We start from the raw sequence: 20,625 nt of genomic DNA, 5'->3' as shown, positions 1-20,625 counted from the left end.
GCCAATCCGCATGCTAGCCGACATGCACCCGCAGCATCTCCAGCAACAGCGAACTCACATACAGCAACAAGCCGATAAATCCGCCGACGATCGTCCCATTGATGCGGATGTACTGCAGATCCTTGCCGATATTCATCTCGACCTGGTGCGACATCTCGTGCGCGGGCCAGTTCTTCACCGTATCGCTGATATGGCGCGTGAGGAACCGCGCGAAGTCCGGCGCCATTGCGCGCGCCGCTTCCTCGAGGTGATCGTTCAGCGATTGCCGCAGCGCTGGATCGCGCGCGAGTTCGCGGCCGACCCACGCGCCCATCGCGGCGACACGCGCATGCAGTGCCGAATCGGCGCTTTGCAGATCGCGCTTGAGCCACGCGCGCAGCTCCCCCCACATGTCCTTCACGTAGCTGCCGAAAGCCTCGCCTTCGACCAGATAGCGCTTCAGTGCTTCTCCTTGCTGCAGGAACACGGGATCGGTCTTCAGCCGCACGATCAGCTTCTGCACCGCGTGGTCGAACTTGTCGCGCAGCTCGTGCGTGGGGTTCTGCGCGATCTGTTCGAGCATACGGTTCGCGGCGCTCGCGATCGCCTCCGCCCCCTTGTCGCCGAGCCATACCGACGGCAGAAACTTCTCCATCGTCGGATACTCGCTTTTCACCCAATCGACGATGCGCGCGGCAATGAATTCGCGCGCCGGCGCCTCGCGCAGCACCTCGATCACCTGATCGATCGCGGTGTCGAGCAGTTCCTGATGGCGGCCGTCGCGCGTCAGCGTGTCGAGGATCGCGCCGAGCGATTGCGACAGATCGACCTTCGCGAGCACGTCGCGCAACCCGTCCCTGATGAAGTTCTGAATGCGCGCGTCGTCGGCCACGTCGAGGATGCCGCCGGTGAGCCGCACCACGTAGTCGCCGAGGCGCGCGGAGTTGGCCGATTCGCTGAGCCACGCGGTGATGGTCTGCGCCGGATCATGCCGGCGGATCAGACCGACCAGCGACGGCACGTCGAGAAACTTGTCCTGCACGAAGTGCGCGAGGTTGTCGGCGATCTTGTGCTTGTTGCGCGGGATGATCGCGGTGTGCGCGGACACGAGCGGAATCGGCACGCGGCGAAACAGCGCCGCGACCGCGAACCAGTCGGCGAGCGCGCCGACCATCGCGGCCTCGGCGACGGCCTTGATGCCGTCGACCCACAGGCCGCGCGGCAGGAATGCGGCGACGACGAAAACGCAGGCGGCCGCGAGCAGCAGCAGTAAAGGCGTGCGCTTGGCCTTCTTCAGTTCGGTGGTCTTGTCCATCGGGCGCGGTTGATCGTCTCGGGCGGGGGCTGGAAAGTCGGCGGGCTCGGCCGGTTCGGTTGCAATGATGCGGTACGGCCCGCGCGCGCGTCCAGCCTGGATACGCGCGCGCAATACGCGCCGGCGCTTCGGCAAGGTAACATTCGCGATTGGGCTCCTCGGCGAAATCAACGCAAGAGGACGCAACGCAATCGCAATGGAGGCACAGTGATCAGGTTTCTGCACACCGCGGACTGGCAGATCGGCACGCAATTCGGTCAGTTCGAACCGGACGAGGCCGCGCATCTCGCTCAGGCGCGCTTCGACACGGTGCGCCGTATCGCCGAAGAAGCGGCTGCGCGCAACGTCGACGCGGTGCTCGTCGCGGGCGACGTGTTCGATCTGCAGACGGTGTCGGATACCGTGATCCGGCGTTTGTTCGCCGCGCTGCAAGCGTTTTCCGGAGCGTGGATCATGCTGCCGGGCAATCACGACGCGGCGCTCGTCGAAAGCGTGTGGACCCGCGCGCAGCGGCTCGATTGCGTGCCGCCGAACGTGCGCCTCGTGCTCGAAGCCGGCGTCGTGCTGCTCGACGCGTGCCGGTGCGCGCTGCTGTGCGCGCCGCTCACGCAGCGCATCACCTACGACGACACCACCGCGTTCTTCGATTCCACCGATACTCCGCCCGGCTATCACCGCGTGGGGCTCGCGCATGGCAGCGTCGGCGGCATTCTGCAAGACGGCATCGATTCTTCGAATCCGATCGCGCCGACGCGCGCCGCCAGTGCGCGGCTCGACTATCTGGCGCTCGGCGACTGGCACGGCCATCTGCGCGTCGACGAACGCACGTGGTACGCGGGCACGCACGAGCAGGACCGTTTCCGCGCGAACGAGCCGGGCTTCGTGCTCGACGTTACCGTCAGCGATCCCGGCGCGGTGCCGCAGGTCGACGCGGTGCGGGTCGGGCAATACCGGTGGCATCGCTGGGACGAGACGATTTCGGTGCCGACCGATGTCGATGCATTGAAAACCCGCCTCGCCGAACTCGGCGCGAATGACGTGCTGCGCATCGAAGTCGGCGGCACCGCGGCGCTCGCCGATGCCGAGGCGCTGCATGTCGCGGTCGAACAGGCGCGCGCGCGCGTGCGCGCGTTGCGTGCCGATCTCGGTAGCCTGCACGTGCTGCCGACCGCCGACGATCTCGCCGAACTCGGCGCGCAAAGCGGCTATCTCGCGAAGGTGGTGGCGCGGCTGCGCGGCCTGCAGGAAGACGCGCAGGCCGATCCGCAAGAGGCGCGGCGCGCGGCCGAGGCGTTGCTGCTGCTGGCGCGTTTTCAGCGCGACCAGCGGCAACGCGATTCGCAGGCCGCACCACCCGCGCAGACGCGCGAGCGGCAGCAACCTGAAGCGCCGCGTGAAGGAGCCCCCGCATGAAGCTGCAACGTATCGCGATTCAGGAATTCAGGCAGTTCGGCGGGCAGATCGTGATCGACGATCTGCAGCCCGGTCTCAATCTGTTCATCGGCCCCAACGAGGCCGGCAAAAGCACGATTGCCGAGGCGGTGCGCACGGTGTTCCTCGAACGCTACAAGGCGTCGCATCTGAAAGACCTGTTGCCGTGGGGGCTCGCGAGCGGGCAGCCGTCGGTCGAGGTCAGCTTCGAGCTCGATGGTGTGGCGTGCCGTCTGTCGAAGCAGTTCGTGTCGCGTCAGCGTTGCGAGCTGAGGATCGCCCAGGCCGTGTATAGCGAGGACGAAGCCGAAGACAAGCTCGCCGCGCTGCTCGGCTTCTCGCGCGCGGCGCGCGGTCCGATGAAAGCCGAGAACGCCGGCGTGCCGGGTCTGTTGTGGGTGCAGCAAGGCAGCACGCAGGAGATGCGCGATTCGACCGGGCACGCGGCACAGTATCTGCGCGACGCGCTCACGCAACTGTCGGGCGGCCGCGAAGCGGGCGGCGAGGACGCGCTGATCGCGGCCGTGCAGCGCGAACTGCGGCAACTGCTGACCGCGCGCACGCAGAAGTCGACCGGGCCGCTCGCCGAGGCGGAGCAGAAGCTCGCCTCGCTGATCGCGAGCCGCGACGAGCTGCAACAGCAGCGCCAGCAGTTCGACGACAACATCGCGCGCCTCGCCGCCCAACAGCAGGCATTCGACGACGCCGAGCGCAGGCGTCCGTGGGAGCTTCACGAGCAGAAGGCCGCGCTCGCGCAGCAACGTGCCGCGGCTGTCGAACAACTCGAACGCGGTCTTGAAGGGCTCGCGCAGTCGCTGAAGATCGGCGAGGCCGAACTCGCGTTGTCGGTGCAGCAGGAGCAGGGCGCGCTCGAACTGGAGGCGGCCATCGCGCGCGAACGCGAGCAGCTCGACGCGGTGCGCGTCGAGGTCGCGGCCGCGCAAACCGCGCATGCGCAGGCGCAAAGCCGTGCGGCGCAATTCGAGCAGGCATCGGTCGAGGCGAACCGCGCGCTCGAACTCGCGAACGCAGCCGTGACCGCCGCCGATCTGCGCAGCCAGGTCGATTTCTATCGGGCGGAGGGCCAGCGGCTCGAAGCGTCGATCGGCGAGGCGGACAAGGCGAACGCGGCGGTGTTGCAGGCCGCGCGAGACGCGGCGGCGCTCGAACTCGACGACGCGCAGTTCAAGCGCCTCGTCGCGCTCGACGGCGAATTGACCGTGTTGCGCGCGCGGACCGAAGCGGCGATGACGCGCATCGAGTACAGCTTGAATGGCGAGTTGAGCGTCGGCGATCAGACGATCAGCGGCACGGGCGTGCTGCATGTCGACGATGAAAAGCGCATCGGCCTCGGCAAGCTCGGCGAATTGCGCGTGATTCCGGGCGTGTCCGATCTGTCGGCGCGGTTGTCGGAGCTGGCGTCGCTCGAGGCGAAGCACGCGCAGTTGCTGCGCTCGCTCGGCGTCGCGTCGGTGGGCGATGCGCAGGCGCGTCACGAGCAATGGAAAACGCTGGTCGCGCAACAGAAGAGCCAGGCGAGGATTCTCGAGGTCCATGCGCCGCAAGGCATCGATGCGTTGCGTGCGGCGCTGGCATCGACGGCGGCGCGCTTGCAGGCGTCGAGCGAGCGCCTTGCCAGTCTGCCCGACGTGTCCGCGGCGCCACCGCTCGACGACGCGCGCCGCAACGCCGACATCGCGCGCGACGCGTTGGAGACCGCGCGCAAGGTGCTCGAGCAGGCGGCGGGCGCGCAATCCAGCGGCGTTGCGAAGGCCGATTCGCTCACGGCGCAGTTGCAGCGCAAAGAAGCGCAGCTGAACGACGAAGCGTTTCGGCGCAACCGCGCGCAGTGGCAGGCGCATATCGTCGAGCAACGCGTCAAGGTCGATGCGCTGAAGAACCAGCGCGGCGAGCGCGAGCGCGAACTCGATGCGGCGCGTCTGGACGACCCCGTGGCGGAGGCGAAGCGTTATCGCGCATCGGCGGACCTCGCGCGCAACGAGCAGCACGAGCGTCAACTGCGGATCGCGGAGCTGCGTAGCCAGCTCGAAACGATGGGCGCATCGGGCCTCGGCGAACGGCTTGCCGCGCTCGAAGCCCAGGTCGAGCAGGCCACGCGTCGCAACGACGAACTGCGCCTGCGCGCGAGCGCGCTGAGTCTGCTCGACGAAGTGCTGGTCGACGAACGCGACGCCGCGCTCGCCCAACTGCGTGCGCCGTTGACCGAGCGGGTCGGTCACTACCTGAAGCGGCTTTTTCCGCAGTCGAGCCTCGCGCTCGGCGACGATCTGATTCCGGCGATGCTCGATCGCGACGGCCGCGCGGAACTGCTCGATGCGCTCAGCTTCGGCACGCGCGAACAGCTCGGCATCCTGACGCGGCTCGCGTATGCGGATCTCTTGCAGGCCTCAGGCCGGCCGACTCTGCTGATGCTCGACGATGCCGCGGTACACACCGATGCCGCGCGCCGCGACGCGCTCAAACGCGCGTTGATCGACGCGGCGACGCGGCATCAGATTCTGGTGTTCACGTGCCATCCGGAGTTGTGGGACGACCTGGGCGTCAGGCAGCGGGCGGTGCAGGATCTGAAGGTGGCGTGAGCGGGGCGGGCCGGTACCACCCGGTACGGTCCGCTTACTCGTACCACCGCGGCGTGTACACCCACTGCGCGCCGTGATGACCGCAAGCGAATCTTCTCGTCAGCGACGACCCGACGATCACCATCGTGCGCATATCCACATCGGCCGAGCGAAGCTCGCCGAGCGTCAGCGTGCGCAGCGTGCCGCCGGGCCGGCCGATATCGCGACCGAGCACCACCTGGGTCGATGGCACGCGATACTCCCGCACGATGTCGAGTGCCTTGTCGAGTTGCCACGGACGCGCGCGCGATATCGGGTTGTAGAACGCCATCACGAGATCGGCTAGCGCCGCATGGCGTAGGCGGGTTTCGATGATCGTCCACGGCTTCAGGTTGTCCGACAGCGACAGCATGCAGAAGTCGTGGCCGAGCGGCGCGCCGGCCTGCGCGGCGGTCGCGAGCGCGGCCGACACGCCCGGCACGATCGATAGTTCGACGGCCGCCCATGCGTCGTTCCGGGAAGCTTCGAGCGCTTCGAGCACGGCGGCCGCCATCGCGAACACGCCGGGGTCGCCCGAGGACACCATCACGACCGAGCGGCCTTCGCTCGCGAGCTCGAACGCGTGCCGCGCGCGCTGCATTTCCTCGCGATTGTCGGAGCCGTGCACGCGCTGACCGGCACGCAGCGGGCCGGCCATTTTCACGTAGGTGTCGTAGCCGAGGATGTCGGTCGCTTCGTTCAACGCGCTGCGCGCGGCCGGGACCATCAGCTCGGCCCGGCCGGGACCGAGACCGATCACGGTCAGACGGCCGCGGGCACGGCCGAGCGTCGCGGGGTCGATGGCGAGGGGGAAGAGGGCGAGCGCGACGCCGCGGTGTGCGTCGTCGTGCAGCGTTTCGTGGGGGACGCGTAGCGCGGTATGCAGCAACCTTGCGGCACTCGATTCGCCCGGTTCGGCGCCGGCATCGGCGAAGCGCAGCGGCACCTCGAGAAGCCTTGCCGCTTGCGCGAGCGCCGGGTCGGCCATGCTCGTCGATGGCGCGAGCAAGGCCGCAAGCGAAAGCATCGCGAGACCCTGCGCGTTCAATGCCGCGCGCACGCGCGCGACGATCGCGTCGGCGACATCGGCATCGTCGCTGGCGACAGCCGCCACCACACTGCGCGGATGAATCACGAGTTCGTCTTCACGCCCATCCCACGCGCGCGGCGTCACGCGAATCGCGAGACGCGCCGACGCCGAGCGCGGCAGTTGCGCGTCGTCGAGCCACGGCGCGTCGCCTTCGATGCGCGTGGTTTCGCCCGCGAGCAGATCCGACACGAAGCGCTTGCCCTGACCCAGGTCGGCGAGCGCATAGCCATCGGGCGGATTGAGCACGCAGGTGCCGAAGCGCAGCTCGCCGCTCGTCGTGATCGCGGGCTGCACGGCCAACGCCGCGGCGATGTCGCGCGCCATCACGTTGACGCCCGCGAGGCCGCCGAGCAGCGGCACGACCGCGCTGCCGTCCTCGGCGACCGCGAGGACCGGCGGCTCGGCGCCTTTGTTCGACAGCAGCGGCGCGAGGCAGCGAATCACGATGCCGGCCGCGCACAGCGCGACGATCGGCGTGCCGCGCGCGTACAGCTCGCGCATATGCGCGCCGAGTTCGCTGTACGAGACGTCGGCGTCGACGCGCCCCTGCAGCGCATGGACCTGGCAGTCCGTGGCAACGCCGGCCGCGGCATGCGCGCCACGCTCGACATACGACGCCTGAATCCGCCGCGCGGTCGCAAGCGCGCCCGTGCCGAGAATCACGATGGCGGGCGCGTTCATCCTTGCCATTTTTGCCCCGGCACGACCAGCAGTGAGAAATACGGCGACGCCATCGGATCGACTTCCGCGAGCGGCACGATGCGCTGATTTCGCATCGTCGCGCGTTCGACGTACAGCGCGCGCTGCGCGAGTCCGAGTTCGTCGAGCACGCGCCGTACCTTGTCGAAATTGCGGCCGAGTTTCATGATGACCGCCGCGTCGGCGTCGGCCAGACGGCGGCGCAATTCATCTTCGGGCAGCACGCCCGACAGCACCGACAAGCTCTGGTTGCGATACACGAGCGGCGAGCCGAGCACCGCCGCGCCGCCGAGCATCGAGCACACGCCGGGCACCACCTCACTGTCGTAGCGCGCCGCGAGCCGGTCGTGCAGATACATGTACGAGCCATAGAAGAACGGATCGCCTTCGCAGATCACCGCGACGTCGCGGCCCGCGTCGAGATGGCCCGCGACGATTTCGGCGGCGGTGTCATAGAAGTCCGCGATGATCGCTTCGTACGACAGCGGCGGTTCGAGTGCTTCGGTGGTGACCGGATAGACGAGCGGCAGATGCTGCTGCGCGTCGTGCAGATGCGCCTCGATGATGCCGAACGCGTTGCCCTTCTTGCCCTTCGCGACGAAATACGCGACCACCGGCGCCGCTTTGAGCAGCCGCAGTGCCTTCAACGTCAGCAATTCCGGGTCACCGGGACCGACGCCGATGCCGTACAGCCGTCCGCGACTCGTTAGCTGGCTCGCCATTTATTCGACCTCCGTCGCAAGCGCGTTGACCGCGGCGGCGGCCATCGCGCTGCCGCCGCGCCGTCCGTGCACGACCACATAGGGGACGCCGCGGCTGTTTTGCGCGAGTGCCGCTTTCGATTCCGCCGCGCCGACGAAGCCGACCGGAAAGCCGAGAATCAGCGCCGGCTTCTGCGCGCCGGCATCGAGCATGTCGAGCAGATGAAACAGCGCGGTCGGCGCATTGCCGATCACGACGACGCTGCCCGCCAGATGCGGGCGCCACAATTCGAGCGCGGCGGCCGAGCGCGTGTTGCCGATTTCGCGCGCGAGCGCGGGCACGTCCGGGTGCGTGAGCGTGCAGATCACTTCGTTGTTCGCGGCCAGCCGCGCGCGCGTGATGCCTTGCGCGACCATGCCCGCATCGCACAGGATCGGCGCGCCTTGCGCGAGCGCGCGGCGGCCCGCGCTGCCGGCGCCGTCGGAGAACGCGAGGTCGTCGATCACGTCGACCATGCCGCACGCGTGGATCACGCGCACCGCGAGCTTTTCGAGGTCAGCGGGGATGCGCGCGAGGTCGGCCTCCGCGCGGATCGTCGCGAACGATTGGCGATAGATCTCCTGACCGTCGCGAATGTAATCAAGCATGTGGAGTACTCCGGGCGAGGCGCGCGAGCAGCGCGGCGGCCTCGTCGATCGTCAGTTGGGGCGCGACGCATTGGCCGAAGCCGGGGCGGCCGTCGCGTCGATAAAGGTCGTAGAGGCCGGGCGCGGCGGCGAGCAGCGTGTAGGGCGCGCGATGGGCGGCCGCGCAGGAGCGCGGACAGCCCGTCAGATGCACGTCGACGCCGGCGGGTAAGCGCTCGGCGAGCTGCAGCGCGTCGGTCTTGGTGTCGGCGAGGCCCTTCGCGCAGCCGGCCGAACCGGCGCAGGCGATCACGTGCGTGATGGCCTGCGCGGGATCGCACGCGAGACCGAGTGCGATCAGCTTCGCGAGCACGGCGGGCACCGCCGTCGTCGCGATGTCGGGCAGCAGCACGCTTTGCCATGGCGTCGCGTGCAACCTGCCGTTGCCGTGTTGTTGCGCGAGCGCAGCCAGGGCGCGCAGCGTGGCCGCATCGATCCGGCCGAGCGGTGGTTGGCCGCCGACATGCGACGTGCCGTCGCCGCGCTGCGCGTGCGCGCCGAGCCGCAGCGATGGGTCGGCGGCGATGTGCCGTTGCCAGTGGCTCAGCGATGCGTCGCGCGCGAGCGGGAAATCGACGTAGCGCTGTGCGTGCCGCAGCAGCGCGTCGGCGCAATGCGTGGCGAGCAGGTCGCGCATGCGGGTCGCGTCGGCTGCGGCGAGGTCGAGGAACGTGTGCAGCAACGCGCGCAGGAGCGCGGGCACGCGCGACGCCGGCACTGCCGCGAGCGCGCCCGTGCCGTTGGAATCGCGATGGCCGCGCGGGTTCGAGTTCTCGCCTGCCGGAGCCGGGCACCCCGCGAGGCCGAACACGAAGCGCACGCCTTCTCCGTCAGCCGACGCCGCGAGCCACACGTCATGCGGATGATCGACCCGCGCAAGCTGTTCGCCGCCGTCGAGCAGCAGCGCGAATTTCGGCGACAACGCTACGAAACGCGCATCGCCTTGCAGCAGCGTCAGCAGTTCTCCGCACAGCGGCGTCGTGTCGATCAGCGCGTGCGGATCGCGGCCGGCGGCGGGGCTGATCATCACGTTGCGGACGTCGTCGGCGGAACTGAGCGCGCCGGCCGGTCCAAGCCCCGCGCTGATCAGCGCCGTGCTCAACGCCGCTTCGTGTCCGTTACGCACGCCGCGCAGTTGCAGATTCGCGCGATTGGTCAGCTCGGCGACGCCGTTCGCGTGCCGCGTGCTCGCATCGGCGATCGCGCGTGCCTGCGCCGCGCTCAGCACGCCGCCGGGCAGTTTGATGCGGCAGATGCCGCCGTCGCGCGCGGGGACGATGCGCAGCAACCCCGGACATGCCGAGGGCCGCGGTGTCGTGACCGCGTGGGACGAAACGGTGGGAGGCGAAGCTCGATTCAAAGGGGCACCGGGTTTAGCGTCGCGCGACGGCATGGCTGCGGCCTCGCTGCATGCTGCCCGACGAGGGCCGGCGTGAACTGTGCGGCCGAAAAGCGCTTCGGGCTGACCGTGGGCAATGAAAGCGGCCATTATATCTTTACGCTGTGGCCGCAGCGCCTGTTTGCCGGCCATCGCGCGATGCCGGTGATCCCGGTAGCATGGCGCTCCGTCGCGAAGCCGCGGGCCGGATGGCGGCGGTATCATGCGGACTTTCGCAACCCGCGCTCCGAGCCTGCGCAAAGCCGCATGCGTGAGCCGGTGCAATCGCTAAAGAATCGACGCAACTGATGAGGATGGATGCATGCCGGCATGGCTGACCGTAGTGGGCATTGGCGACGACGGCTTCGCCGGTTTGGGGCGGACCGCGCGGCGTGCGTTGCTGGGCGCGTCGGTCGTGTACGGCGGCGAGCGCCATCTGGCGATGCTGCCCGCGCGGCTCGCCGCGCGCCGTGCCGCGTGGCCGCGTCCGTTCGATCTCGCGCCGCTGCTCGCCGAGCGTCCGCACGCGGTGTGCGTGCTCGCGAGTGGCGACCCGATGCTGTTCGGCGTCGGCGCGACGCTCGCGCGGCAGTTGCCGGCCGGCGAGTTGCGCGTGCTGCCGGCGCCGTCGTCGTTGTCGCTCGCGGCCGCACGGCTCGGCTGGCCGTTGCAGGATGTCGCGACCGTCTCGCTGGTCGGCCGACCGCTTGCCGCCCTGAATGCGCATCTGCGTGACGGCGCGCGCCTGTTCGTGCTGAGCGCGGACGGGCGCACGCCCGCGGCACTGGCGGCCTCGCTCGATGCGCGCGGTTTCGGCGCGACTGCCATGACCGTGCTCGAACATCTGGGCGGTGCACGCGAACGGCGTGTCGATGGCCGCGCGGATCAATGGCCGGCCGGCGAGATGGCCGCGCTCAATCTGATCGCGCTCGAGTGCCGCGCGTCGGCGCATGCGCCGCGTCTGCCGCTGACCTGCGGTTTGCCCGACGACGCCTTTATCCACGACGGCCAGTTGACCAAGCGCGACGTGCGCGTCATCACGCTCGCGCGCCTCGCGCCCGCGCCCGGCGAGTTGCTGTGGGACGTCGGCGCGGGCAGCGGTTCGATCGGAATCGAATGGATGCGCGCGCATCCCACGTGTCGCGCGATCGCGATCGAAGCGAACGAAGCGCGGCAGCGCTTCATCGAACAGAATCGCGATGCTTTGGGCGTGCCCGGGCTGCAACTCGTGGCCGGCCGCGCGCCTGACGCGTTGCGGGGACTGCCGGCGCCGCACGCGGTGTTCATCGGCGGTGGGGTGACAGAGCCTGACGTGCTCGACACCTGTTGGACACAACTGCGCGAGGGCGGCCGGCTCGTCGCGAACGCGGTGACGCTGCAAGGCGAGGCGGTGCTCGCCGCATGGCGCGAGCGGTATGGCGGTACGCTGACGCGCATCGGGCTCGCTCACGCGCAACCGCTCGGCGGCTTCGATACGTGGCGCCAGGCGTTGCCGATCACACTGCTCGACGCGACCAAACCCGCCAAACCATCGGCCGATTCGTGATGCGCGACGAGACTCCCGAACAGCCGGCGCCGCTGCGCAGCGGCTATACGACCGGCAGTTGCGCGACCGCGACGTCGCTCGCGGCCGCTCGTCTACTGCTGGCGGGCGAGGTTAGCGAGGTCGCGGAGATCGTGTTGCCGAAGGGCCAGCATGTGCCGATGCGGCTCACGTTTTGCCGCCTTGCCGCGACGGACGGCGAGCAGATCGCCGAAGCCGGCACGATCAAGGATGCCGGCGACGATCCCGACGTGACCCACGGCGCGCTCGTGTTCGCGCGCGTACGCCTCGTGCCCGGGCCCGGTGTGATCTTTCGCGCGGGGCCGGGCGTCGGCACGGTCACGCGCGCGGGGCTCACGCTGCCGGTCGGCGAACCGGCGATCAATCTGGTCCCGCGCCAGATGATCACGCAGCACCTCGACGAACTCGCCGCGCGCCATGCGTATAGCGGCGGCTTCGAAGTGACGGTCGGCGTCGAAGGCGGCGAAGCGCTCGCGCTCAAAACGATGAACCCGCGACTCGGGATTGTCGGTGGGCTATCGATACTCGGCACCACCGGCATCGTGCGGCCGTTTTCGTGCTCGGCGTATATCGCGTCGATCCATCAGGGCATCGACGTCGCGCGCGCGAACGGCTATACGCATGTGGCCGCCTGCACCGGCAACGCGAGCGAGGACGCGATGCGCGCGCACTACGGCCTGCCCGATATCGCGCTGATCGAAATGGGCGATTTTGTCGGCGCGGTGCTCAAGCATGTGAAGCGCGCGCCGGTCGAACGACTGAGCATTTGCGGCGGCTTCGGCAAGCTCAGCAAGCTCGCGGCCGGCCATCTCGATCTGCATAGCCGCAACTCCAGCATCGATCTCGAACAACTCGCCGGCTGGGCTGCCGCGCATGGCGCCGACGCCGCGCTGCAAGCGGCGATGCGCGCGGCCAACACGAGCCAGCAGGCGCTCGCGCTCGCTCACGCGCGGCAGGTGCCGCTCGGCGATATCGTCTGTCAGCACGCGTTGGCCGTTGCTCGCGATATCGTGCCGCCGCAGGTCAGCGTTGAAATCTTCGCGATCGACCGGCAGGGCAACATCGTCGGAGTCGCGCGATGACGCGCATCCTGCTGCTCGGCGGCACCGGCGACGCGCTGAAGATCGCGCGCCAACTCGGTCCCGCGCATGTGTACAGTCTCGCGGGACTCGGCAAGGTCCCCGACGACTTGAAGTGCGCGGTGCGCGTCGGCGGTTTCGGCGGCAGCGCGGGTCTGGCGCGTTACCTCGCGAGCGAAGCGATCGGCCTCGTGATCGACGCGACGCATCCGTACGCGGTGCGCATCAGCGCGAATGCCGTAGACGCGTGCCGCGTGGCGAAGGTGCCGTGCTGGGCGCTGCGGCGTCCAGCGTGGCAGCCGCAAGCCGGCGACGACTGGCGCATGGTCGATGACTGGAACGAACTGATCGACACGCTCGCGCCGTTCAGGCGGCCGCTTTTCACGCTCGGTCGCGAACCGCTCGCGCATCTCGACGAGATTGCGCCGCATCAATTCTGGACCGTGCGCGTGCTCGATTCGCATCCGGACACGGCGCGCTCGCGCGTCCTCGCGGCGCGCGGACCGTTCACGCTCGACGGCGAACGCGCGCTGTTCGCACTGCAGGCGTTCGACGTCGTCGTCAGCAAGAACAGCGGCGGCGGCGCGACCGAGGCGAAGCTCGAGGTCGCGCGCGAGCGCGGCTTGCCGGTGATCATGCTGCGACGGCCGGTGTTGCCCGAGGTCGATCGCGAGTTCGCCGGCGTTGCCGATCTTCTCGATGCGTTGCCCGCGCAGGCGAATGCGGATTCGGGTAAGTGAGCAAATAATTGGAGTACTGAATGACAGTGTTTTTTATCGGCGCGGGTCCGGGCGACCCGGAACTGATCACGGTCAAAGGGCAGCGTCTCGTGCGCAGTTGTCCGGTGATCCTGTATGCGGGGTCGCTGGTGCCGGCCGCGGTGCTCGAAGGTCATGGCGCGCAACAGGTGATCAACACCGCGGAGCTCGATCTCGACCAGATCGTCGCGCTGCTCGCGGCGGCGCACGCGAAGGGCCAGCATGTCGCGCGCGTGCATTCGGGCGATCCGTCGCTGTACGGTGCGATCGGCGAGCAGATCCGCCGTTTGCGCGAGCTGGCCATTCCTTACGAGATCGTGCCCGGCGTGACCGCGACGGCCGCATGCGCGGCGGCGCTCGGCTGCGAGTTGACGCTGCCCGACGTGTCGCAGACGCTGATCCTCACGCGCTACGCGAGCAAAACGTCGATGCCCGAAGGCGAGCGGTTGGGCGATCTCGCGCGGCATCGCGCAACGCTGGCGATTCACCTCGGCGTGCGGCATCTCGCGCGCATCGTCGATGAGTTGCGGCCGCATTACGGCGGCGCGTGTCCGATCGCGGTGATCTATCGCGCGAGCTGGCCCGACGAGGAAAAGATCACCGGCACGCTCGACGATATCGTCGCGAAGGTGCAGGGCAGCGCGATCGAGCGCACCGCGCTGGTTCTGGTCGGCCAGGTGCTGGCCGCCGAAGGGTTCGCCGATTCGACGCTGTATGCGAAGGGCAGTTGACGGCGTCGTGAAAGCCTTTCTGGCGTCAGGAAGCCGCTTGGATTGTCGATCATAATGTGACGCAGCGCGCGAGCCTGGCCGCCCGTCTGCCGGCAAAACGCGAAGCGCGAAAACGCGAAAATCCGCAAGTTCTGCACCGCCTCGCGGCGCGCAGACCGCTATCGTGGCGCCATGATGAAGCCCAGCACCGAACGTGATTACCGTCGACGGATCGCTCGCGTGGTCGAGGCCATTCTGGTCGAGCCCGGCGCGCGACACACGCTCGACAGCCTCGCGGCCGTCGCGCATATGTCGCCGTATCACTTCCACCGGATTTATCGGGCGTTGATGGGCGAGAGCGTCGGCGACACCGTCAAGCGTCTGCGGCTCGCCGAGGCGGCCCAGCGATTGACCGACGCCGCGCAGGTCACCGCGGTCGCGCACGACGCCGGCTACGACAGTCCCCAAGCATTCGCGCGCGCGTTTCGCGATTTCACCGGTGTGTCGCCGAGCGAATTCAGGACCCGGCAGCGGCATCTGGTGGCGCATCCGGCGGTTTCGACAGCTTCGGCGCGGAGCCTGCGAACGGCGCAAGCGCGCATCGCGCAGCGAGGCGACGGCGATGGCGACGGCGCCCGCATTCACGATGGCGTCGACGATAACCGTGACGAAAGCACCGAAAGCCGAAGCACGCCTGCGCTGCCGTCCGTCGAAGTCACCGAGCTCGCGCCGCTCGACGTGCTGTGCCTTCGCCATGACGGCCCGATCGCGACGATCGGCCAGACCTTCCACACGCTGATGACGACGCTGCGCTGTGACGAGAACCCGCTGTTGCAACAGCGCGTCGGCATTTGCGCGCGCGATCCGTCGATGGCTGGCGGGTTTTGCTATCACGCGGCAATTGTCGCGGGCTCGCAGGCGGCGTTGAGCGATGCGATGGAGCGGCTAGACGAAGCCGCGCAACGCCCGCGTGTTGCCGGGCCGCCGCCGGGCATCGAGCCGCTGCGGCTCGAAGGCGGGCTGTATGCGGTGCACCGCCTCGTCGGCCCTTATGCGCTGATCTCGCCCACTTTCAGGGCGCTGTACAGCGGCTGGCTGCCGCGCAGCGGCTACCGGCGCGATCAGCGGCCGGGGCTCGAACTGTATCGAAGCACGCACGATCGCGGCGCGCAACATCCCTGCGTCACCGATCTGCTGATTCCCATTTGCGAGGACTAACCATGATGCGTCGAGGTTGTGCCGCGCTGTCGAGCGCGGTGGTGGTGTCATTGACCGCGGCGCTGTCCGGCGCGATGTGGGCTTCGTTGCCGGCGAACGCCATCGCGCAAACCGCCTCCGCCGGCTGGCATGTCGGCGAAACGAGCCGCGTATTTCACCCCGCCGTGGCCCGCAACTGGCGCGGCGCGCAAACGCAGGCGCTGATCACGCGCATCTGGTACCCGGCCGATGCGGCGCAACCCGAGACGCCTCACGATATCGGCGCGCCGGGCCATCCGATGTTCGTCGGCCACGCGGCCGCCGACGATGCCCCGCTGTCCGCCGCGCAGCCCAAATACCCGTTGCTGCTGCTATCGCACGGCACCGGCGGCAGCGCGGACAGTCTCGACTGGCTCGCGGCCTCGCTGGCCGCGCAGGGCTATATCGTCGCGGGCGTCAATCATCCGGGTAACAACGCGCTGGAGCCGCGCACGCGCGACGGCTTCATCCTCTGGTGGGAGCGCGCGACCGATTTGAGCGAAGTGCTCGACGGGGTGCTCGCGGACCCGCGTTTCGGTCCGCGCGTCGACACGACGCGGATCGGCGCGCTGGGCTTTTCGCTCGGGGGCTATACGGTGCTCGAAGTCGCGGGCGCACGGACCGATCGGGCGGCGCTGGAGCGCTTTTGCACGTCGCCCGAAGCCGATGCGATCTGCTTGCCGCCCGAAGCCGCCAATCTCGCGCACGCGCCGGGCACGCCGGCACTGACGGTCGAGGGGCTATCGGCGGAAACGAACGCATCGCGCGCGCGCTCGGGCGACTCGTATCGCGATCCGCGCGTCAAAGCCGCGTTCGCGATTGCACCCGCGCTCGGCGAGGCATTCAACAGTTCGTCGTTCAAGGAAGTGACGATTCCGGTCGCGCTGCTGGCGGGCGAGGCGGACACGACCGCGCCAGTCAACACCAACATTCACCGCATCGCGGGCTTCATGCCGCAAGCGACGGTGACGATGGTGCCGGGCGCCTCGCACTATACGTTCATGGATGTGTGCGAGCCCCAGGCGATGGAGCGTCTGGCGCCGATCTGCAAGGACGGGCCGGGTGTGGATCGCGCCGCGATTCATGCGCGAACCGCGGCCCAGGTGCGTGATTTCTTCGCGGCGACGCTGCCGGCGGGCGGCTCATAGCGCTCGCGAACGCACGTGGTTCGCGACGCCGCGCGACTCAGTCCTCGAGCGGCGACAAGGCCTTGAGTGGTGCCGGCTTGTCGTCGCCGAATCGGATCGTTGGCACCAGCGCGAGCAGCGCGACCACGAATAGCGCGATCACGAACATCGACACGAAGGTCAGATGCAACGACTGGTGCAGCACGAGCCGGACCGGATCGCTGTCGCCGAGATCGGCGGCGCGGTTCTGCAGCAGCGCCTTCAACTGATCCGACGTGACCGTCGCGACGCCCTGCGAATGACTGAGCCCGAAGTTCAGCACCGCGCCGAACAGCGTCGCGCCGAGCGTGCTGCCGAGATTGCGCGAAAACAGGTTCGACGCGGTCGCGCTGCCGCGTTCGTCCATCCTGACGATCTCCTGGATCAGCACGAGCGAACTGACGCTCGACGTCCCCATGCCAAAGCCCATGATCAGCGACGCGAATCCGGCGACGAGCGGCGACGCGCCCGGCGACAGCAACAGCAGCAGCACCGCGCCGAGCGGCACGAACGCGCTGCCGCAGATCAGGATGCGCCGCAAACCGAGCCGGTGAAACGACTTCGCCGCGAACGTCGCGCCGGTGGGCCAGCCGACCATCATCATCGTCAGCGCGAGGCCGGCCACCACGGGCGAACGATGCAGCACGCCCTGCACGTACATCGGCAGGAACGTGGTCGCGCCCATCAGGATCATGCCGGCCAGCACCGTCGCGCCGTTGCATGCGGCGATCGGGCGGCGGCTCCATAGCGCGAACGAGATCATCGGTTCGGCCGCGCGACGCTCCTGCAGCACGAACAGCAGCACGCACAGCACGAAGACGCCGCCTGCGAACGAGGCTGGCGCCAACGCGTCGTCGCCGGCGTAGGTCAGCGCCATCATCAGCGCTGCGATCGCGGCCATGAACAGCGCGGCGCCGGCGAAGTCGATGGACGGCCGCGCGTGCCGTTCCGATTCGCGCAGGAACGCGATGAAGCCCGCCGCCGACGCGAGCCCGATCGGCACGTTCATCCAGAAGATCCACGCCCACGACAGGTTGTGAATGATGAAGCCGCCGACCATCGGACCCACGACCGCCGAAATCGCCCACACGCTCGCGAGATAACCCTGCACCTTGCCGCGTTCGCGCGCCGGGTACAGATCGGCGACGACGGTCAGCGTGACCGGCTGGATCGCGCCCGCGCCGATTCCCTGGATCAGGCGGAACACGATCATCGCCGGCATCGACCACGCGAAGCCGGCGAGCACCGAGCCGACGAGAAAGATCGCGATGCCCGCGAGGATCACGGGCTTGCGGCCATAGAGGTCGGCGAGCTTGCCGAACACCACGGTCATCGCGGTCTGCGTGAGCAGGAACGACGAGAACACCCAACTGTATAAATGCAGGTCGCCGAGTTGCGAGACGATCTGCGGCATCGCGGTCGACACGATGGTCGCTTCGATCGCGACCATCGCCATCGAGGCCATCACGGCGGCGATCACGAGCGGGCGTGAAGATTGAGTATTGCGGGACATGAAGGGCGTAGTATCGATATGTTGAATGCGTCGACGGCCCGGAGGAGGCCTTGCTGCGACGCATCGGCGCCGCCGCGCGTGGCGGCCGGTCAGGAGTATGCACCTTGCGGAGAATGCGCGCTCGCGCCCGGGCAGCCGGCGAGCCGGCCGGATTGGGCACGACCGTTGCGTATTCGGATTTCCCTTTGACACACGGAGGACAATCATGAGGATCGAATTCACCGGACGCCGGGAAGTGGTGGCTGCTGCGCGCGTCGCCTACGAGGCCAATGTGGACGGGAAGGACGTATGGTGCAGCGTGTCGCTCGACGCGCTCAACGACCATTTCGGCAATGGCAGCCTCGGCAACGGCGCCCCGTCTGCTCACGATCTGGTGGGAGCGTTCGAGGCGAACCGCGCCCGCATTGAAAATGCTACGCGGCGGGTGCTCGAACGCAACGGGGGACGGTCCGTGGAGCTCGAGACGCGCGACTTCGATTGAGCGACCCGCTTGCTTGTATCGGGTCAAGCGATTCGTGCCGCGGTGGAAAGGACTCTTCCATCGCGGCGACTATATCCGCGACGTCGACGCGGCTACAGTATCGACGCACACACCGCTTAACGCGTGTGAGCGAGAGAGTTGGACCCGGCTGCCGGCAGCCGGGTCTTTTTTTATGGCGCGTGCGAGCACGCCATTATTTCGCTGCCAATTCGCGGCAGGAGCGTGCGACGATTAGCACGGTGATTCGCGCGACGATTGAAAGGCTGCGGTATAGTCGCGGCAACTTTAAATCCGTCTCTTCGATTCTCTGGAGAATATCGTGCAGGAAATCATCGAAGGTCTGATCCGCTTTCAACGCGAGGTCTTTCCACAGCAAAGCGCGCTCTTCAAGCGTTTGTCGACCGCGCAGAATCCCAGCACGCTCTTCGTGACGTGTTCGGACAGCCGCGTGGTGCCGGAACTGCTGACGCAGACCGAACCGGGGTCGCTGTTCGTGATCCGCAACGCGGGCAACATCGTGCCGTCGTACGGCCCGGAGCCGGGCGGCGTGTCGGCGACCGTCGAATATGCGATTGCCGTGCTCGGCGTGACCGACATCGTGATCTGCGGCCATTCGAACTGCGGCGCGATGACGGCGATCTCGTGCTGCACGAATCTGGAGCACATGCCGGCGGTCGCGAGCTGGCTGCGTCACGCGGATGCGGCGAAGGCGATCAACGCGTCGCGCCACTACGGCTCGGATGCGGAGCGTCTCGAGGCGCTGGTCAAGGACAACGTGATCGCGCAGCTCAGCAACATCCGCACGCATCCGTCGGTGGCGGTCGGACTCGTGAACAAGACGCTGCGCCTGCACGGCTGGATCTTCAATATCGAAAGCGGTGAAATGCTTGCGCTCGATGGCAAGACCGGTAACTTCTTGCCGCTTGCGGATAATCGGGAAATTTGTGCGAGTTGAAGCGGCATTAAAACGGGTTTTTAGTTTGAAGGATTAACACTCGGCTTGCTAAAAGCCGGCGCGGCGGCGCGGTTTCAACCCCACCGCGCCGCCCGCCGCAACCATCCCTATCAGCTCGACGTCACCAGAGAATCCGACGGCACGATCTTCAACACACCAGGGCTCTTCGCAGCCGCCATCACCCACGCCCACCGAACCGTCCATGCCGCCCGTCGCCGCCGTCCGCCCGAGCGCCGTACCGTTGCGCAGCGTCGCGCTGATCCTCGTGTCGATGTTCTGCTTCGCGCTCGTCGACGCCCTCGCGAAATCGCTTGCGCTCGCCTATCCGGCCAACGAGGTCACGTTCTTCCGCATGCTGTTCGGTCTGTTCCCGGCCGTCGCGATGTGCCTGCGCGGCAAGCCGCTCGCCACGCGCTTGCGGCAACTGGACGTGCGCGGGCAGACCCTGCGCGCGCTGACGCTGCTCGGCGCATCGGGTCTGTTCTTTGCGGGGCTGCCGTATATGCCGCTCAGCGAGGCGGTCGCGATCGTCTATTCGGAGACCTTGCTCGTGATCGTGCTGGCGCCGCTGCTGTTGCACGAAACGCTCAAGCCGCGCGACGCGCTGGCCGCGGCGGTCGGTTTCGCCGGCATGCTGCTCGTGGTGCGCCCTGACGGCTCGCATGCGAGCTGGCTCGGGCCTGCACTGCTGATCGCGAGTGCGTTGTGCGGCGCGCTGTCGATCATCCAGATCAAGCGCATCAAAGCCAGCGACGATTCGGGCACGACCGTGCTGTACTTCACGCTGGTCGGCACGGCCGTCATGGGCGCGTCGCTGGTCTTCGCGTGGCGCACACCGTCGTTCGATGCGCTCGCGATCATGGCGCTGCTCGGCGCGCTTGCGACGGCGGGCCAGTTGCTGATGACGATGGCGTTCCGCGATGCCGATGCCGGCGCGCTCGCGCCGTACAACTACACGAGCATCGTGTGGGCCGCGCTGTTCGGCTACCTGGTGTGGGGCGAGACGATCGGCGCAATATCGATGCTCGGTATCGCGTTGATCGTCGGCAGTTCGATCGCCGTCGCGATGCGCCGCAAGCCCGAGGAAGGGCCGCTCGTCTGAGCTGCGCTTGCGTCGCTGAAAACAGGGTCGAAGGCGGCGCAGCAAGAACCGCTTGGCACTCCGATCAAGGCGCGCGTTTGAACGGAGGAATACCCGTCGGTTTCGGACACATCCCCGACCAGATCCGCCGATTCGTCAGTTGTTGGGCCTAAAAGGAAAACAC

Annotated in this window: 17 protein-coding genes; 11 read left to right on the top strand and 6 right to left on the bottom strand. The window is 68.0% G+C overall.

Annotated features, from left to right (window positions below):
• Positions 1-13: 13 nt before the first annotated feature.
• Complete coding sequence (locus tag HDG37_RS11415) at positions 14-1,294, bottom strand: DUF445 domain-containing protein (RefSeq protein ID WP_184047106.1); 1,281 nt, start codon at positions 1,292-1,294, stop codon at positions 14-16.
• 207 nt (positions 1,295-1,501) lie between these two features.
• Between HDG37_RS11415 and HDG37_RS11410 the strand changes: the two genes are divergently transcribed.
• Positions 1,502-2,707, top strand: coding sequence for a DNA repair exonuclease (locus HDG37_RS11410; protein ID WP_184047103.1), 1,206 nt, complete (start codon positions 1,502-1,504; stop codon positions 2,705-2,707).
• Entirely contained in the window at positions 2,704-5,325 is a 2,622-nt protein-coding gene (locus HDG37_RS11405; RefSeq protein ID WP_184047100.1) for an AAA family ATPase, read from the top strand. Before HDG37_RS11410 ends, HDG37_RS11405 begins: the two co-directional genes overlap by 4 nt.
• A 34-nt stretch (positions 5,326-5,359) precedes the next feature.
• Here HDG37_RS11405 and cobJ read toward each other — a convergent pair whose 3' ends face one another.
• Genes cobJ through cobG form a run of 4 tightly spaced genes read right to left on the bottom strand, consistent with a single transcriptional unit; the run spans position 5,360 to position 9,913 of the window.
• Entirely contained in the window at positions 5,360-7,114 is a 1,755-nt protein-coding gene (cobJ, locus tag HDG37_RS11400) for a precorrin-3B C(17)-methyltransferase (RefSeq protein WP_184047411.1), read from the bottom strand.
• The gene (locus HDG37_RS11395; protein ID WP_184047097.1) at positions 7,111-7,854 is read right to left on the bottom strand and encodes a precorrin-2 C(20)-methyltransferase; all 744 of its coding nucleotides are present in this window, start codon (positions 7,852-7,854) and stop codon (positions 7,111-7,113) included. The genes cobJ and HDG37_RS11395 overlap by 4 nt, the downstream gene beginning before the upstream one ends.
• Entirely contained in the window at positions 7,855-8,481 is a 627-nt protein-coding gene (locus HDG37_RS11390) for a precorrin-8X methylmutase (protein WP_090809844.1), read from the bottom strand.
• Positions 8,474-9,913, bottom strand: coding sequence for a precorrin-3B synthase (gene cobG, locus HDG37_RS11385; protein ID WP_184047094.1), 1,440 nt, complete (start codon positions 9,911-9,913; stop codon positions 8,474-8,476). The genes HDG37_RS11390 and cobG overlap by 8 nt, the downstream gene beginning before the upstream one ends.
• 307 nt (positions 9,914-10,220) lie before the next feature.
• Between cobG and cbiE the strand changes: the two genes are divergently transcribed.
• The 6 genes from cbiE to HDG37_RS11355 all read left to right on the top strand — a co-directional run bounded on the left by cbiE (position 10,221) and on the right by HDG37_RS11355 (position 16,393).
• Positions 10,221-11,444, top strand: coding sequence for a precorrin-6y C5,15-methyltransferase (decarboxylating) subunit CbiE (gene cbiE / locus HDG37_RS11380; protein ID WP_184047091.1), 1,224 nt, complete (start codon positions 10,221-10,223; stop codon positions 11,442-11,444).
• Positions 11,444-12,544, top strand: coding sequence for a cobalt-precorrin-5B (C(1))-methyltransferase (locus tag HDG37_RS11375; protein WP_184047088.1), 1,101 nt, complete (start codon positions 11,444-11,446; stop codon positions 12,542-12,544). The genes cbiE and HDG37_RS11375 overlap by 1 nt, the downstream gene beginning before the upstream one ends.
• Positions 12,541-13,281 carry a cobalt-precorrin-6A reductase gene (locus HDG37_RS11370; RefSeq protein ID WP_184047085.1) on the top strand — a complete coding sequence of 247 codons (741 nt, stop codon included), beginning with the start codon at positions 12,541-12,543 and terminating at the stop codon, positions 13,279-13,281. The genes HDG37_RS11375 and HDG37_RS11370 overlap by 4 nt, the downstream gene beginning before the upstream one ends.
• Positions 13,282-13,301: 20 nt before the next feature.
• Positions 13,302-14,030, top strand: coding sequence for a precorrin-4 C(11)-methyltransferase (gene cobM / locus HDG37_RS11365; protein ID WP_184047082.1), 729 nt, complete (start codon positions 13,302-13,304; stop codon positions 14,028-14,030).
• Between the two features lie 171 nt (positions 14,031-14,201).
• A complete protein-coding gene (locus HDG37_RS11360) occupies positions 14,202-15,227 on the top strand; it encodes a GyrI-like domain-containing protein (protein WP_184047079.1) in 1,026 nt (341 codons plus the stop codon).
• Positions 15,228-15,229: 2 nt separating this feature from the next.
• A complete protein-coding gene (locus HDG37_RS11355) occupies positions 15,230-16,393 on the top strand; it encodes a serine aminopeptidase domain-containing protein (protein ID WP_184047076.1) in 1,164 nt (387 codons plus the stop codon).
• A gap of 37 nt (positions 16,394-16,430) precedes the next feature.
• On the opposite strand, the gene HDG37_RS11350 is transcribed toward HDG37_RS11355, so the two are convergent.
• A complete protein-coding gene (locus HDG37_RS11350; protein ID WP_260334585.1) occupies positions 16,431-18,131 on the bottom strand; it encodes an MDR family MFS transporter in 1,701 nt (566 codons plus the stop codon).
• On the opposite strand from HDG37_RS11350, the gene HDG37_RS11345 reads away from it, so the two are divergent.
• From HDG37_RS11345 to HDG37_RS11335, 3 genes are all read left to right on the top strand, one after another.
• Positions 18,130-18,405, top strand: coding sequence for a DUF1488 domain-containing protein (locus HDG37_RS11345; protein WP_008923225.1), 276 nt, complete (start codon positions 18,130-18,132; stop codon positions 18,403-18,405). The two genes, HDG37_RS11350 and HDG37_RS11345, sit on opposite strands and share 2 nt — an antisense overlap.
• Before the next feature lie 319 nt (positions 18,406-18,724).
• Complete coding sequence (locus tag HDG37_RS11340; protein ID WP_184047070.1) at positions 18,725-19,360, top strand: carbonic anhydrase; 636 nt, start codon at positions 18,725-18,727, stop codon at positions 19,358-19,360.
• 202 nt (positions 19,361-19,562) lie between these two features.
• On the top strand, positions 19,563-20,462 hold the full coding sequence (locus tag HDG37_RS11335; protein WP_184047067.1) for a DMT family transporter: 900 nt from the start codon (positions 19,563-19,565) through the stop codon (positions 20,460-20,462).
• Positions 20,463-20,625: the final 163 nt, after the last annotated feature.

The organism is Paraburkholderia sp. MM5384-R2 (assembly GCF_014201025.1).
Classification (GTDB): Bacteria; Pseudomonadota; Gammaproteobacteria; order Burkholderiales; family Burkholderiaceae; genus Paraburkholderia; species Paraburkholderia tuberum.
This window is presented reverse-complemented; position numbering and strand designations above follow the sequence as displayed.